At 50.1% G+C, this 15,635-nt stretch carries 15 protein-coding genes and 1 tRNA gene; all 16 read right to left on the reverse strand.

Annotated features, from left to right (window positions below; all coding sequences use genetic code 11):
* Position 1 precedes the first annotated feature (1 nt).
* The 16 genes from pgaB to IPK30_00145 all read right to left on the reverse strand — a co-directional run bounded on the left by pgaB (position 2) and on the right by IPK30_00145 (position 15,564).
* Positions 2–1,981, reverse strand: coding sequence for a poly-beta-1,6-N-acetyl-D-glucosamine N-deacetylase PgaB (pgaB, locus tag IPK30_00070; protein MBK8101736.1), 1,980 nt, complete (start codon positions 1,979–1,981; stop codon positions 2–4).
* Positions 1,966–3,351 carry a hypothetical protein gene (locus IPK30_00075; protein ID MBK8101737.1) on the reverse strand — a complete coding sequence of 462 codons (1,386 nt, stop codon included), beginning with the start codon at positions 3,349–3,351 and terminating at the stop codon, positions 1,966–1,968. The genes pgaB and IPK30_00075 overlap by 16 nt, the downstream gene beginning before the upstream one ends.
* Entirely contained in the window at positions 3,351–4,205 is an 855-nt protein-coding gene (locus IPK30_00080; GenBank protein MBK8101738.1) for a tetratricopeptide repeat protein, read from the reverse strand. Before IPK30_00080 ends, IPK30_00075 begins: the two co-directional genes overlap by 1 nt.
* A gap of 175 nt (positions 4,206–4,380) precedes the next feature.
* A tRNA-Pro gene (locus tag IPK30_00085) sits at positions 4,381–4,457 on the reverse strand.
* A gap of 14 nt (positions 4,458–4,471) precedes the next feature.
* Positions 4,472–4,852 (reverse strand): MerR family transcriptional regulator, encoded by a 381-nt coding sequence (locus IPK30_00090; GenBank protein MBK8101739.1) that lies wholly within the window; start codon positions 4,850–4,852, stop codon positions 4,472–4,474.
* A gap of 26 nt (positions 4,853–4,878) precedes the next feature.
* Positions 4,879–5,199, reverse strand: coding sequence for an integration host factor subunit alpha (gene ihfA / locus IPK30_00095; protein MBK8101740.1), 321 nt, complete (start codon positions 5,197–5,199; stop codon positions 4,879–4,881).
* 2 nt (positions 5,200–5,201) lie between these two features.
* Entirely contained in the window at positions 5,202–7,568 is a 2,367-nt protein-coding gene (gene pheT, locus IPK30_00100; GenBank protein ID MBK8101741.1) for a phenylalanine--tRNA ligase subunit beta, read from the reverse strand.
* On the reverse strand, positions 7,535–8,527 hold the full coding sequence (gene pheS, locus IPK30_00105; GenBank protein MBK8101742.1) for a phenylalanine--tRNA ligase subunit alpha: 993 nt from the start codon (positions 8,525–8,527) through the stop codon (positions 7,535–7,537). The genes pheT and pheS overlap by 34 nt, the downstream gene beginning before the upstream one ends.
* 115 nt (positions 8,528–8,642) lie before the next feature.
* Positions 8,643–9,002: a 50S ribosomal protein L20 gene (gene rplT / locus IPK30_00110; GenBank protein MBK8101743.1), complete on the reverse strand. Its 360-nt coding sequence runs from the start codon at positions 9,000–9,002 to the stop codon at positions 8,643–8,645.
* A gap of 13 nt (positions 9,003–9,015) precedes the next feature.
* On the reverse strand, positions 9,016–9,210 hold the full coding sequence (rpmI, locus tag IPK30_00115; protein ID MBK8101744.1) for a 50S ribosomal protein L35: 195 nt from the start codon (positions 9,208–9,210) through the stop codon (positions 9,016–9,018).
* A gap of 79 nt (positions 9,211–9,289) precedes the next feature.
* Entirely contained in the window at positions 9,290–9,844 is a 555-nt protein-coding gene (infC, locus tag IPK30_00120) for a translation initiation factor IF-3 (protein MBK8101745.1), read from the reverse strand.
* 23 nt (positions 9,845–9,867) lie between these two features.
* Entirely contained in the window at positions 9,868–11,787 is a 1,920-nt protein-coding gene (gene thrS / locus IPK30_00125) for a threonine--tRNA ligase (protein ID MBK8101746.1), read from the reverse strand.
* Between the two features lie 104 nt (positions 11,788–11,891).
* The gene (locus IPK30_00130) at positions 11,892–12,542 is read right to left on the reverse strand and encodes a DUF3617 domain-containing protein (GenBank protein MBK8101747.1); all 651 of its coding nucleotides are present in this window, start codon (positions 12,540–12,542) and stop codon (positions 11,892–11,894) included.
* 25 nt (positions 12,543–12,567) lie between these two features.
* Positions 12,568–14,004 (reverse strand): cytochrome c-type biogenesis protein CcmH, encoded by a 1,437-nt coding sequence (locus IPK30_00135; protein ID MBK8101748.1) that lies wholly within the window; start codon positions 14,002–14,004, stop codon positions 12,568–12,570.
* 16 nt (positions 14,005–14,020) lie between these two features.
* Positions 14,021–15,238 carry an aldehyde dehydrogenase family protein gene (locus IPK30_00140; protein ID MBK8101749.1) on the reverse strand — a complete coding sequence of 406 codons (1,218 nt, stop codon included), beginning with the start codon at positions 15,236–15,238 and terminating at the stop codon, positions 14,021–14,023.
* Positions 15,214–15,564 (reverse strand): aldehyde dehydrogenase family protein, encoded by a 351-nt coding sequence (locus tag IPK30_00145; protein ID MBK8101750.1) that lies wholly within the window; start codon positions 15,562–15,564, stop codon positions 15,214–15,216. The genes IPK30_00140 and IPK30_00145 overlap by 25 nt, the downstream gene beginning before the upstream one ends.
* Between the last annotated feature and the right edge of the window lie 71 nt (positions 15,565–15,635).

Genomic DNA, 15,635 nt, shown 5'->3' on the forward strand with positions numbered 1-15,635 from the left:
ATTACCGCTGCGTGTAGGGATAATCTTGCAACGATAACGACGTAAACACCGTGTCGAAATCAGGAATGTTGGCGTGAAAGTCATCAGGATACCAAGCAAAGTGTCTATACCCTGCTTGCTTCCACAATTTCACTTGCTGCTTAAATGCATGATTTTCTATTGCTTGTTCTGTCCGCCAATTTCTGGTTTGCAATTCAACAATCAAACCCTCTTTTTGTGCAGGTGATAACGCGGACAATTTATTAATCAGGTTTTCCGTCCAAACCGCAGGATTCTCTGCCTTTTCCATCCAAGGCATGGCCATCAGAGCCACATGATCATATTGCAATAACGCAGTATCGAGCCGCTGAGCAAACCAATCCGCACTCTGTGGGTTTAGTGCTGTTTCAGCATAGAGGTTGCGTGCGGTTCTAATTTCTGGACGATACATTTTGACGGCATCCGTCAACTCTTGTGTGAAGTTTTCTAAAGCCTTCACCTTCAACGCCGTAAACCGTTGCCGCTGAACGGCATCACCTTTCCATTGCGCGTAGTTTGTTAAATCCAAACCCTGCAATCCAAACCAATGCACTGCTTGGGGATGGAAATCCTCATCTTGATCCAGCAGCGCGTCATCATGAAACAAAAGCCCTTGAAAAGAGGCATGTTTTGCGAGATCACTGTACACACTCACAATACGTTTCCGCGCAACAGGATCAAAAAATGACAGCCGACGATAAGCAGAGTATGCGACGATAGGAGCGCCTTGTGCTCGCCATTGCCTAACGCCGTGTTCGCGATAAAAACTCGCGCCTAAATCAAATGCCTGTACCGGCATCCACGCGTAAACAGAAACACCTGCTCTGGTTTTTAATTGCCAAGCAACACGATTAAACAAATCCGCACGCACAGGCAGAGTTTGATTTGGGAAGTACACTGCATCCGCATTGCCATCACCATCTGGATCCGCAAAAGCCTGTAAATAGACGGTTGAGATGTGTAATCGCTTAATGCGATCTAACAGCTTGTCTAAATTAGCACTCTGACGGACAGGATCAGGGTCATACACATAATCCAAATCGACATGTGCCACACGCAGAGTTTCTACTGGCGGCTTAAAGGGGCGCACCATGTCTGCAAACTCAGACAAGCTTGGGTTTGAAACCAGTAAGTGACGTTGAATACGCCCGCTGGTATGGAAAGAAGTTTTCTGAACATTGCGCCCCAGCAAGAAAAACCAACGAAACCCTAAAGCGCGCGCTGCATTTTCAGCCGAGGCATTCCACTCCCCATATGGCCACACCATGACGCGCGGGGCAACGCCGGTAATTTTTTTCAACTGATCACGGCTGCGTTGGAAATCTTGCTGTAGACGCTTCGCTACCTGCCCATCCGTTTCATATTTTTTTTGTTTAGGAAAATATTCTCGCGTTACTACTGCTGGCTGAACATTGCCTTGCGGATTGGCCAATACCCCCTGATGAAAATTATAGGTATGCGAAGCAAACTCCACCAAGCCACTGCCCTGCATTTCTCGAATTTGCTCAAAAGAAAGCAGTCCAGCGCGATCTTTTTTCTCAGTGCCAAATTGAATAGATCCGTTCTTTTTAACATCCAGCCAGCCACCCACTAAGGCCATCACTGCAGGGTAGTTATACAGTTTTAACAGAGGGAAAATTCGAGAGTAAAAACTCTCATAACCATCATCAAAGGTGAGTAAAACAGCGCGAGCTGGTAATGGCTTGCTGCCGTTGCGCGCAGCTTCTAACTGATCCACCGATACCGGGTGGTAATCGTTTTGGCGCAACCACTCAAACTGCTCTGCCAGTTGCTTACTGTTCACTGCATTGGGGTCGCGATCCAAATCACCATCCACATCGTCACGCACATCGTGGTAACACAATGTAATTAGCTCAGTAGAAAGCACTGTTCCTGGCAACAAAAAAATCAGCAGCAACAATCCCATTAAAAAACAATGTTTTTGCATCAATCGAAGCGCCATGTAAACCCTCCGAAAGCTGTGCTACGCAACTCTCGCTCACCATCGTATGAGTGATAATTCATACCCACTCCATAAAACCATTCAAGTTCCTTATCTCGTTTCCAATTATGGCGATAAGTAACTTGCGCTGTCGGATCCGTTCCAAAACCATTTTGTGAATATGCGCCAAGGCCAACCAATAACGTGTGACGAAACTCAAAGTCATAGCGACGACGAATAATGCCTTGATACTCCGCAGCCAGACCCACATCAAGATCATTGCTTGGATTGAAATAAATCGTATTGTTTTTGGAATTGCTCGATGCGTATACAGTTTCCAACAACGCCCATTGATGATGCGGATTGCTCCACACAACTTGATAGCCCTGCGCGCCAAACATCCACCGTTGATTGCCATCTGAAAAATCAACGTAGGTTAAGCCAGTACGGTAATACTCGCCTTCATCGACGCGGTACTTCACGCCACTTTCCAATGAATGCGCAGTAATTCCCGCGTTATACGCCCGCACGGGGAGCTGACAGCTAAAAGTTTCTGCAGCGCCCTCCACCGACCAACGATCATCTAATTGCCACTCTGTTGTCAGCGCCAATCCCAAATCGGTATCAGAACTGTAGCTGCTATTGATTTCCACTGTATTTCGAAAAGCCACATTGTTGATGTGATCGCGCTGCTCCACGCCTACGCCGTAACGATCAATCTGCCCTTTTCCTTCTTCGAAAGTACCTGTGTGTGATGATGTGTGAAAAAACGCACGGTACTGCTGATCAATAGGGTTGGAGTACCACCACACTTCCGCATCAAAATCCTCACTGCCGTACGCACCTGCATTGCCCGAGCTATCGCCACTGCTTTTGCTGTGGCCAAGCGAAAATGTCATCGATAATTCTTGCATGTTGTGCACACGCCAATCTTCTTGCAGGCTTTCGGAAGATTTCAGCTCAGGGTAACTCCGCACTAGTTTTTTCGTAATTTTTCCCGCTTCATAAAAATCATGCAAAGCCATTCGGCTGCCAACAACACCAGACCATGCGCTGTAAAGATCAGGCGATTGCTGTAAGACATCTCGCTGTATGTTTTCGGAGCGCCTCGGCCAACCGCGCAACTGGTAGACACCCCCTAATGCCGAACGCAAATGTGGATTAAACGGCGCTTTGGCTTGATACGCTACCATTTCCTCTTGTGCAAGATCCAATGTATTTCCCCAAGCCTCCCACATCACACGGTTGGTATCCGCATTAACACGAGACCAGTTTTTCCCAACAATATTGGATGCTTGCCCAAAGCGAAATGTCTTTTCATCGGCAATGAGTGCATCTATTGTCTTTTTTGCTTCGTCAAATTTTTCGCTTTCCAACTGCGCATAAAACATTAGCGTTCGCGCATTGCCATCTTGTGTTTTTTATCTATTAACGGCTGCAAAATTATTTCAGCCAACTCCGGCTTCTCTACATGTAATGCTGATTGAGCAATCGCCACTCGCACATCATCACGCAAAATTGCGTTTTCTTTTAGGAGCAATATGTATTCATCCAAAACCGCTTGATGTTGACTATCCAAGCCCAGTACCAAGATGCGATCCATGCGCAATTGCTGCTGAGCAGCTATTCGATCTGGAAAGTTTTCTCGCACATAGGTCAGAGCATCATCGCAACGATGAATGGCTGTTTTGATTTTTTGATAGCGACGCTGACGATCTGGTTCATCCATACCGGCAATGCGCACTGCGTAGGCGGCACTGTCAGCATACAAACGCATCCACTCCTCTTTTGTTACTACATGCGCGTTTACACGAGCTAGAGAGAGAGCCTTATCTGGCATCCCCAAAGTGTCAACCGTTTGGATGCGATTGCGCATGGCAATTTCACTGTTCGGGTTAATACGCAGTGCGCGGTCGTAACAATCAAGGCTGTCAAAAAAACGCGCTTGGCGATCGTAGAAATACCCCATCGTCAGCCAATAGGCTTCGCTCTCACCAAAGTGCTTCACATAGCGACGCAGCCATTGCTGCGCCTGAGGATACTGCTGCTGGTCTACCAATACAGTGGCAACATCTAACGACAATGCAGCGTGATTAGGCTCCGCCTGCAAAGCTTGGCGAAATAAAGCCTCCGCATGCACAAAATCACCTGCACGGCGCGCTTTGCCTCCTTGGTCGCGAAGGCTGTCCGCACTGGCCACACCAGCCAGTAAACAGCCTATCAATGTCACAGCCAGCCAGCGCATGTGCCCAGTCCTTGTTGAAAGCCGCCATTATGCCGAAAAGATTAGAGCGCTCTACCTAATACTGATTTAGGGTGGCAGCATCAAACAGACATTTGATAAAGCGAGCATAAAAAACAAAAAACCCAGCAATTACGCTGGGTTACAAGACTTTCTAGGATGGGGTTGGATGTTGAATTGGTCGGGACGAGAGGATTTGAACCTCCGACCACTTGACCCCCAGTCAAGTGCGCTACCAAGCTGCGCTACGCCCCGTAAAACTGTCCGTATTATTTTTGGACTTGAGGCTGTGGTGATAACACAGCAAGCAGGTCTTCGAGTTCGGTAATCATTTCGCGCACCAATGTGCGAAAACGCTCCGCGCTTTCATCCACAATCGTGCCTTCGTCGGTTAAACGCTGACGCGCGCCGCCGATGGTAAAACCATGTTCATACAGCAATGAACGAATCTGACGAATGGTCATGACTTCTTGACGCTGGTAGTAACGGCGATTACCGCGACGCTTCACCGGCTTCAGTTGCGGGAACTCTTGCTCCCAGTAACGCAGCACATGCGGTTTTACATCGCAGAGCTCGCTCACTTCCCCGATGGTGAAATAGCGCTTCCCAGGGATAGGTGGGAGTTCGTCGTTATTGCCGGGTTCCAACATCATCTAATTCAATTTCCTATTTGTTGCTACGAGCCGATCGATTGATCAACTTCGCCTTCGTATGCTTCTACGCGCGCTTTCAATTTTTGGCCTGGCCGAAAAGTGACAACGCGGCGTGCGGTAATGGGTATCTCTTCACCGGTTTTTGGATTGCGACCTGGGCGCTGACTTTTATCGCGCAGATCAAAATTTCCAAAGCCAGACAATTTTACATTTTTGTTCTGCGCTAATGAAGTGCGAATCTCTTCAAAAAACACTTCGACAATTTCTTTTGCTTCGCGTTTGTTCAGCCCTAGCTCTTCATAAAGCTTTTCGGCAAGGTCAGCTTTGGTCAGTGCTTCGGACATTGTTAATTCCTTAACGTGGCACCGTGTTCGCGCCCTACAGCAGCAATAACGGCATCAACCCATTCAACAATTTCGACTTCGTTTAGAGTGCGCGAAGCCTGCTGAAAGGTCAAGCCCAAAGCGACACTTTTTCTTGTAGATTCAATATGTTCGCCCACATATACATCAAACACCTTGAGGTTGATAAGGCAATCGCCTGCCGCTGTTCGCACGGTGTCGCACAACACGGATACTGGCAGCGCACGATCTACCACCACAGCCAAATCGCGACGCACTTCGGGGAAACGCGACACGGCTGCAAACGCAGGCTGGCGCGCCGCCAGCAAAGCCTCGCGCTCCATTTCAAACACCAGCACAGTGCCGGGAATATCCAGCTTACGCAGCAACTCTGGGTGCAAAGCGCCGATCAATCCCACCTGACGACCCGCTGCAACAATGGCAGCCGTCTGCCCCGGATGCAGCGCAGGATGTTGCGCTGGAGCGAACGAAAAATCGCTCGCCCTGCCCGTGCGCGCCAGCAGTGCCTGCACATCGCCTTTCAAATCATAGAAATCAATCTTGTCAGCCGAGCCGCCGTGCCAAGATTCCGGCTGACGATTGCCGTACAGCAAACCCGCCAGCACGGGCTGTTGCTCAAGCCGCCCGCCCTCCAGCCGGAAGCGCAGGCCAGACTCAAAAAAGCGCGCTCTATCCTGTTGGCGATTCAAGTTGTATTGCAGCGTACTAACCAAACTGGGGATCAGGCTGGCGCGCATGGCTGACATGTCTGCCGAAATTGGATTGCGCACACTGACCGACACTTGCTCCGGCTCAAACATCGCCTGTAACTCTGGCGCAATAAACGAATAACTGATGACTTCGCGATAACCGCGCGCCACTAACACGGCAGCCGGCACATCGGCGGCCAGCGAGGTTTCCGGCACGCCAACCAAGTTGAGATCAGCCTTGATTGCCCGTGACGGCAAGCGGTTGTAACCGTAAACCCGCGCCACTTCTTCGATCAAATCCTGCTCGATGGCGATGTCGTAGCGCCAGCTCGGCGCTTGCACCGTCCAGCCGTCAGCTTCTGTAACCGGATCAAAGCCCAGCCGCGCGAGTATCGTCAACACCTCAGTCTCTGGCAGCTCCACGCCGAGATACTGCGCCAACAGCTTGCGTGTCAGCTTCACCGACGCGCTCTCAGGCAAGAGCTCTTCAGAAACCACATGAACAATGGGCCCCGCCTCACCGCCCACAATATCCAGCAGTAATTTTGTAGCTAATTCAATAGCTTGAAGCTGAATATTAAAGTCAACTCCACGCTCAAAGCGGTGTGAAGCATCCGTATGCAGCCCGTATTGGCGTGCTTTGCCCGCCATGCTGACAGGGTTAAACCAAGCACTCTCTAACAGCACGCTGCGCGTTTCGGCAGACACCGCGCTCTCCGCGCCACCCATAATGCCTGCCAAAGCCAAAGGCTTCTTGGCATCGGCAATCAGCAGCGAATCGGGCTTCAGCGTAACGGTTTGGCCGTCCAGCAATACCAAGGTTTCATCCGCACGCGCCAAGCGCACTTCAATACCGCCTTCTACTTTGTCCAAATCAAAAGCGTGCATGGGCTGACCCAGCTCCAGCAGCACATAGTTGGTGACATCCACCACAGGGTCGATGCAACGCACACCGGCACGGCGCAGGCGCTCTACCATCCACAAGGGCGTTACACAGCCGCTGTTGATGTTTTGGATCACACGACCCGCATAGCGCGCGCAGTGCGCAGGGGCACTCAACTTAACGCTAGTTATAGCTTGAGATTTATCTTCTATTTTATTGATTTCAAATACTTTTTTATTACAGCCAGTCAACGCCGCCACCTCGCGCGCCAAACCCAGCATACCGAGGCAGTCACCGCGATTCGGCGTCAAATCCACCTCAATGATGTGGTCATCCAATTGCAGGTATTCACGGATGCAGGCACCCACCGGCGCATCTGCTGGCAGTTCCCACAAGCCTTCGCTGCTATCCGCCAAACCCAGTTCTTGCTCCGCACACAGCATGCCGCAGGATTCCACACCGCGCAGCTTGGCCTGCTTGATTTTGACGCTAGGCAACTCCGCACCCAGCGTGGCAAAGGGAATCTTCAAACCCAAACGCGCATTCGCCGCGCCGCAAACCACTTGCTTGAGCTCGCCATCTGGGTGCCCTGCCACTTGGCAGACGCGCAACTTGTCAGCATCTGGATGCTGTTCGATGGCGACAATCTCACCTATGACCACACCAGAAAAAGGCGGCGCTACCGGTGTAACGGCATCCACCTCCAAGCCCGCCATGGTGATTGTGTCCGCCAACTGCTGCGCACTTAAGCCGCTGCAATCGACATGATCTTCAAGCAATTTTTTGTTAAATTTCCCCCCATACCGAAAGCCAAGCCCGTGTACTGCTGGCTATCGATGCCCACATTGGCAAATACCGAGGGATGCACCATGCCGCAACCCATCACCTCTAACCAGCCGGTCTGCTTACAGATTCGGCAACCTTTGCCGCGACAGTGTGTGCACTGCATATCCACTTCTGCCGACGGCTCGGTGAAAGGGAAATAGGATGGACGAAAGCGCACCGCTAAATCTGTCTCAAAGAAGGCTTTGAGGAACTGATCGATCAGTCCCTTCAAATCAGCAAAGCTCACGCCCCTATCGACCAACAAACCCTCTACCTGATGGAACATCGGGGTGTGCGTTAAATCGGAATCACAGCGATACACACGGCCAGGGCAGATAACGCGAATCGGCTGCGCGCTTTTTTCAGCGACAAACTTTTCCATCACACGAATTTGCACGGGCGAGGTATGCGTGCGCAGCACGGTGTTGTCGCTGATATAAAACGTGTCATGCATGGCGCGCGCGGGGTGATGATCGGGAATATTCAGCGCGCCAAAGTTGTGAAAATCATCTTCAATTTCTGGCCCTTCGACCAATTCAAAACCGACGCGCGCAAAAATGTCGCGTATGCGCGCAATGGTTCTGGTTACTGGATGTAGAGAGCCGATTTCTTCCCCGCGTCCATCCAAGGTCACATCAATCGTTTCTCGCGATAACTGCTCCGCCACCGCAGCAGATGCCAGAACAGATTGTCGCGCTTCAATTTGCGCTTGAATGGCTTCTTTTACGACATTGATTTTTGCACCTGCGGCTGGGCGCTCTTCTGCTGACAACTGCCCCAGATTTTTTAGCAATGCAGTTAACGCACCTTTTTTGCCGAGATAGTTGACGCGCACATCATCCAGCGCGCGCTCACTCTCTGCTGCGGCAATGGCTTGCTGCGCTTCGTCCGCCAAAGTTTGCAAATGATCCATAGTTTTTTACTCGTTGCTCGACGCTGCTACACAAACACGCTGCGAAAAATTCAATATCCCGATACAAAACGACCCGCAAAAGCGGGCCGTCTGGTGCTACTGGCAGAACAGTAAATCAGGCAGCCAGTGCAGCTTTGGCCTTCTCTACTAATGCTGCAAAAGCAGGCTTGTCGTGCACAGCAATATCTGCCATTACGCGACGATCCAATTCAATACCTGCTTTTTTCAAACCGGCAATAAATTGGCTGTAGCTGATGCCTTCAGCGCGTGCTTGTGCGTTGATGCGCACAATCCACAGCGAGCGAAAATCGCGTTTTTTGACGCGACGGTCGCGGAAAGCGTATTGACCCGCTTTAGTAACAGCTTGCTTGGCAACGCGATAAACGCGTGAGCGAGCGCCGCTGTAACCTTTAGCGAGTTTGAGGGTTTTCTTGTGACGAGCATGTGCGGTAACACCGCGTTTTACGCGTGGCATAGTTCAGTTCTCCTCACAGATTACGCATCATTTTATCGACCAACACCACATCTGACTTGTGAACCAGATCAGTGCCGCGCAGCTGACGCTTACGCTTGGTGGTCATCTTGGTGAGGATGTGGCTCTTGTTAGCATGCTTGCGCTTGTAACCGGCCGCTGTTTTTTTGAAGCGTTTTGACGCTCCGCTATGTACCTTGATCTTAGGCATTGCAAATAACTCCGCATTGGAACACTTGTCTGTCTGACAGCGGTGTTCTGGTTAATGATAAAAACAAGCCAACAACGGCTTATTTCTTCTTTTTGGGTCCTAAAACCATCGTCAGTTGGCGCCCTTCCATTTTTGGAAATTGCTCCACTGCACCATAGTCCGCCAGGTCAGCTTCGATGCGTTTCAGCATCTCCATGCCCAATTCCTGGTGAGCCATTTCACGACCGCGATAACGCAGCGTAATTTTGGCCTTGTCCCCGTCTTCCAAGAAACGCATCAGGTTGCGTAGTTTTACCTGATAGTCTCCGTCTTCCGTCCCTGGTCGAAACTTGATTTCTTTAATCTGAACACGGTGTTGCTTTTTCTTCTGTTCAGCTTTTTGCTTTTTCTGTTCAAACAAAAACTTGCCGTAATCCATCACTTTACAAACAGGCGGTGTGGCATCGGGAGAAATCTCTACCAGATCCAACTCTGCCTCTTCAGCCGCCGCCAGCGCTTCACGCAAACTGACAACACCTACTTGTGATCCATCTGCGCCAATCAGACGCACTTCACGCGCACGAATTTCATCATTGATGCGCTGCTTGTTAGCATTGGCAGCGCCGCGCTCTTTGTTCTCAACTGGCTGATTAATAACTTGTTTCTCCGATTATTGCCTTATAAACGCACGCGACCACGCTGAAGCACCTCGGATTGCAGATGAGCCAATAGCTGATCCCAGCTCATGGTTCCCAACTCTGCTCCGTTGCGCGCCCGCACGGCCACCGTTTTAGATTCAGACTCCTTGTCTCCCACGACGAGCAGGAAAGGCGTCTTCTGGATCGTATGCTCGCGGATTTTAAAGCCTACCTTCTCGTTTCTCAAGTCGGCATGCGCACGAAGTCCATGATTTTCAAGAAATTCTGCCAATTCTGTGGCGTATCCGGCCTGTTTGTCCGTGATATTCATCACCACGGCCTGCACAGGTGCCAGCCACAGCGGGAAAGCACCCTCGTACTGCTCGATCAGAATGCCGATAAAGCGCTCCAACGAGCCGAGAATGGCACGGTGCAGCATCACCGGCGTCTGGCGCTGGCTGTGTTCGTCCACATATTCAGCACCTAAGCGACCCGGCATGTTGAAGTCCACTTGGATGGTGCCGCACTGCCACATCCGGCCTATGCAGTCTTTCAGGGTAAATTCAATTTTTGGCCCGTAGAAAGCGCCTTCGCCCGGCTGTAAGTCAAAAGGCAGGCCCTTGGCATTCAGGGCATCCGCCAGTGCCGCTTCAGCTTTATCCCAAATTTCATCCGAACCCACGCGCTCTTCAGGGCGAGTAGACAATTTGATGATGACATCGCTAAAACCAAAGTCTTGATACACCGAGTACAGCAAATCAATAAACGCAGTCACTTCAGGCTGAATTTGTTCTTCTGTACAAAAAATATGCGCATCATCTTGCACAAAGCCGCGCACACGCATGATGCCGTGCAGCGCACCCGACGGCTCGTTGCGATGGCAAGAACCAAACTCCGCCATGCGCAGCGGCAATTCGCGGTAACTGTGCAGCGCTGCGTTATAAATCTGCACATGGCAGGGGCAGTTCATCGGCTTGATCGCATAATCGCGCGATTCCGATTCCGTGATGAACATGTTTTGCGAATATTTACCCCAGTGACCGGAGCGCTCCCACAGCGTCAAATCCACCACTTGCGGTGTGCGCACTTCCTGATAGTTCGCTTTACGCAAACGCTCACGAATATAGTTTTCAATTTCTTTGTAGATGATCCAACCGTTGTTGTGCCAGAACACCATGCCCGGTGCTTCTTCTTGAATATGAAACAAATCCAGACGCTTGCCGAGTTTACGGTGATCGCGTTTTTCCGCCTCTTCTATGCGCGTTAAATACGCTTGCAGATCTTTTTTATTCAGCCATGCCGTGCCGTAAATACGCTGTAATTGCGCGTTTTTACTGTCGCCGCGCCAATAGGCACCAGCTACTTTCATCAACTTAAAGGCTTTTAATTTCCCTGTGGATGGCACATGTGGGCCGCGACACAAATCCTTCCATTCGCCTTGCTGATAAATAGAAATTTCTTCACCCGCTGGCAACTCGTTGATAATTTCTACTTTGTAGTGCTCGCCCATCGCAGCAAATGTTTTTACCGCTTCATCGCGACTCATCACGACGCGCTGCACAACATGGTCTGCCGCAGCCAATTCTTCCATGCGTTTTTCAATCGCAATCAAATCATCGGGTGTAAAAGCGCGCTCGGTGGCGAAATCGTAGTAAAAGCCATCATCAACCACAGGCCCAATAGTGACCTGCGTTTCCGGAAACAAGGCCTGCACAGCCATCGCCAACAAATGCGCGGTGGAGTGACGAATAATCTCCAAGGCTTCTGGACTTTTTTCTGTCACGATAGCCAAGGCACTATCGTTCTCGATAAGAAAAGAAGTATCGACTAATTTGCCGTTGACCTGCCCTGCCAATGCAGCTTTCGCCAACCCAGCACCAATGGACGCAGCCACTTCTGCCACAGTTACGGCGTGATCAAAACTGCGCTGACTTCCATCGGGTAGCGTGATAACAGGCATGATGCTTCCAGAAAGCCCGCCAAAATACGGGCAAAAATTTGAAGGAGCGCGATTTTAGGAGAGCGCTGCACCCGAAACAAGCGCAGCTCCCACTCTGGTGGCGCTTACTGCCCAGATTCTTCTTTCAGCTTGGCTTCCAAGATTTTGGCCGCTGCGGCGCGCTGCTCTGCACGCTGCTCCTTAGTGAGCGTCGCCTGCTGCTGCTCAGGGGTCTTGATGTCACCACAATCAGCCGACACCCAACGCGCATCCGCTTCACTGTTGACGGCGTGAGCTGAGCTCTGCTCTTCAACCATCATCTGCGTGGCCGAAGTCCACGCTTCCGTATTCAGGCGCGTGATGGTTGTTTCGCCCTTCGCTTTAGGCTTACTGCACTGCACTTTAACGCGCGTGACATTGCCGTTGCGCTGGATGTCATTGAACTGGCAGCGATTTTCCGGATCATTTTCAGCGGCTTGTTTTTCCAACTGCTCTTTTGTCAGACAAACCTGCATAGGTTTGCCGGACACCAAACGCGCGGCTTTTTTCTCCATCATCGCCTCAACCTGCGCGCGCATTTCTGGCGGTACTTTTTCCAACATTTTGTTGATATCAGGTAACTCTTGACCATCAACCGCCGTTTTTTGTTTCACTTCCCACAAGCCCGGTTTCACATCTTTCACCAAGCTGCCAATGATCTCTTGCGTGCTATCGGCATGCGTCGTCGCCGTAAAAATCAAGCAACTTACTACCAAACCAACTACCTTTAGCTTCATGGTGTTATCTCCTTATCGAACAAACTTACTGCGGAATTTTTTGTGCAATGATGACGCGCAGTTCAGCAGGAAGCGCGTTTCTTTGCAACGGCTCACTAATGCCTTCCCAATCACCTACAGTCGGCACTGGCTGACCACTTTGTGACAAACGAGCCACCACCTCAAAAGTGTTGATTGCAGATAAATCTATCTGGCCTTTCATCGGCGAAGTCGCTGTATCTAATACCACACCATCTGCCAAGGCGGCCACTGTAGTTTTAACTACCGCCAGAGGCATACGCGGCCCATTTTTAGCGCGCAACAACACAAATACCACACTATCGGGTTTAGCACCTGCCGCCGCATCAATACTTACATGCACGCGCAGCTGCAAATCTGTTGCCACAAGCGCTGTAGATTGCAGCCCACCCAGTTCACGCGCTCTAGCAACACCGTCTGCAATCGCTGCAGCTTGTGGTGTTCCCTGCGGAATGCTTTGCAATAAGCGCTCCCATTTTTCTACTGCCGCGCGGTAATCTTTTTGTTCAAAGGCATACATCCCCAACAAGCCCAAAGCCGTAACATTGTGTGGATTTAACGCCAGAGCACTGTTCAAAAAAGCGCGGGTATCATCGGTCAGTTCTCGGTTATTTTTTAGAAACAAAGTTTGAGCATACTCCGCCAAGAAGTTGTCTTGATCAGGAAAGTTAGTAACGAGGTGTTGATAATCATTAATTGCTCTATCCCACTCACCTGCCATCGACAACAAGCGCGCACGCATATAGATAAAACCTTCATCATTCGGATGATCCGCAAGCCAAGCATCCAGCTCGCCCAGTAGCAGCCACTGTTGTCGTACTTGCTCATCGTCCGTGAACTGCTGTGAAAAAACAGCGCGCCCTAAATCTGTTATTTGCAAAGCGCGTACCGATCCCATCTGGCGATAAATCAGCAAGGAACCTGCAGCTATAGCTAACAGCGCCAACAGAGAAATACCATTGATCCAACGCCCATGAATTAACTGCTTATTTATTGCACTGGCTGACTGCGCAACCACAGCTGCAGCGGAATTTCCGGTTGCCACACGCGGCTTCGCCAACACAAGTCGCAAGAGTACAATCAACACTAAAACTAGCGGTGAAAGCCACAACAACAAGGTATTCCACTGTATGCGCGGCTTATACAATACAAAATCACCGTATCGGTCGCGCATGAAATCGACGATTTCGCCTTCGGATTTTCCAGACAACAATTGCTGATACAGCTCTTTGCGCAAATCAGCCGCTATCTGTGAATCGGAATCTGCCAAGTTCTGATTTTGGCACTTTGGGCAACGCAACTCTTCCGTGAGTTTTTGATAAAGATGGCGCTGCTCATCATTTTGAAATTCGTAGGCATCGATAGAGGCATACACGGCACTGCAACACAGCACCCACATCAAACATACCGCTAGACGACGCATAAAACCTCTACGAACAAACACATTGACTTCAAAATACTTAGTTGCGAAACAGAAAACGCCCCACAGGGTTACGCCACATAAAGTTCATCAACTTTTTCATCTGATCAAACTTTTTCTGCTCGTGTGGGTAGCCAGTGTCCATGCCGCCGTAGCGACCGACGATAATAGGCATTGCTTGCGAATAACCGCGCAAACCATTTTGTCCATTCACAGTGCCTACGCCACTTTCTTTCACACCGCCAAAAGGCGCGCAGGCAACACCGTACATCATGCCGATATCATTCACCGCCATGGAGCCAGTTTCTACACGCTTCGCAATTTCAATGCCTTTCTGTACATCTTTTGTCCACACACTGCCGTGCAAACCGTAGATTGAGTTATTGGCTTTTTCGATAGCCTCTTCTACCGTATTGAATTTCACAATTGGCAGAATAGGGCCAAAAGTTTCTTGTGCCATCACATCAAAATCTTCCTGCACATCCACCATGACAGTCGCTTCATAGTAAAGACCTTGCAAGTCTGGATTGCGTCGACCACCCGCTAAAATTTTTGCGCCGCGCTTTTTTGCATCTTCCACATGCGCTTCCATAATCGTCAATTGTCGATCCCAGAATACTGCGCCTAAATCTTCGTTCACGCCGTGTTTTTGTCCTTGGCGTATAGCTTTCGCCATTTCTGTCGCGCGACGCACAAACTCATCATAAACCGGCGCTTGCACATAAATGCGCTCAATACCGCAGCAGAAGTGGCCGGTATTCACGCAACCACCCCACACTGCGCCGTGCACCGCTTTGTCGAGATCCGCATCTGCCAGCACGATCATCGCATCTTTGCCGCCCAATTCTAAGGTGACAGGAATTAATCGCTCCGCACACACCGCTGCAATTTTTTTGCCCGTATTCACAGAGCCGGTGAAAGAAATTTTATTCACATCCGCGTGCGTTAAATCCGAACCGGTTTGACCATCGCCCATCAATACCTGTACCACGCCGTCTGGAATGCCTGCTTTTACGCACAGTTCTTCAAACAATTTTGCGGAATACGGTGTGACTTCGGAACCTTTAATGACAACTGCATTACCGGCAAGAATGGCTTGGACACCTGGGTTGGCTGTCAACACAAAAGGGCCATTCCACGGTGTGATGACACCCACTACACCCAAAGGCTTATAAGTCAAATGCACTTTTTTCATTAAACCCATGATGCCCGGCGCACGCATCACTTCATCTTTCAGAGTTTTTTCGCTTGCTTGCACCAGTACGAAATAAAATCACAAACGGCATACACTTCAAAAGTCAGCGCGTCTTGTAAAGGTTTTCCTGTTTCACGAATAACCGTTTCTACTACGCGATCTTGCTCATCCAAAATCACATCACGCAACTTCAACAAATACGCAACGCGCTCATCAACCGATTTTGCACCCCAACTTTTTTGCGCTTGGCGCGCTTTTGCTACAGCTGCCTGCACATCGGCTTCAGAAGCACAAACCAATTCACCAATACCTTCTAGCGTCGCTGGGTTCTTTAACGCCAGACGACGGCGACCATCAGCAGATTCCGCAATCCGTTCAAAAATAGCCATAAAAACTCCTAAGGTTTGTAGTAGATAAAGAGAAAGAATCTGGTGCCGGATACTACCTGCTAGACAGGAGT

This window comes from Cellvibrionales bacterium (assembly GCA_016713115.1).
GTDB lineage: Bacteria > Pseudomonadota > Gammaproteobacteria > Pseudomonadales > UBA7239 > UBA7239.

Coding starts and splice junctions, on each gene's coding strand:
- pgaB (MBK8101736.1), bottom strand. CDS start 1,981: ATGGCGCTTCGATTGATGCAAAAACATTGTTTTTTAATGGGATTGTTG.
- IPK30_00075 (MBK8101737.1), bottom strand. CDS start 3,351: ATGTTTTATGCGCAGTTGGAAAGCGAAAAATTTGACGAAGCAAAAAAG.
- IPK30_00080 (MBK8101738.1), bottom strand. CDS start 4,205: ATGCGCTGGCTGGCTGTGACATTGATAGGCTGTTTACTGGCTGGTGTG.
- IPK30_00090 (MBK8101739.1), bottom strand. CDS start 4,852: ATGTTGGAACCCGGCAATAACGACGAACTCCCACCTATCCCTGGGAAG.
- ihfA (MBK8101740.1), bottom strand. CDS start 5,199: ATGTCCGAAGCACTGACCAAAGCTGACCTTGCCGAAAAGCTTTATGAA.
- pheS (MBK8101742.1), bottom strand. CDS start 8,527: ATGGATCATTTGCAAACTTTGGCGGACGAAGCGCAGCAAGCCATTGCC.
- rplT (MBK8101743.1), bottom strand. CDS start 9,002: ATGCCACGCGTAAAACGCGGTGTTACCGCACATGCTCGTCACAAGAAA.
- rpmI (MBK8101744.1), bottom strand. CDS start 9,210: ATGCCTAAGATCAAGGTACATAGCGGAGCGTCAAAACGCTTCAAAAAA.
- thrS (MBK8101746.1), bottom strand. CDS start 11,787: ATGCCTGTTATCACGCTACCCGATGGAAGTCAGCGCAGTTTTGATCAC.
- IPK30_00130 (MBK8101747.1), bottom strand. CDS start 12,542: ATGAAGCTAAAGGTAGTTGGTTTGGTAGTAAGTTGCTTGATTTTTACG.
- IPK30_00145 (MBK8101750.1), bottom strand. CDS start 15,564: ATGGCTATTTTTGAACGGATTGCGGAATCTGCTGATGGTCGCCGTCGT.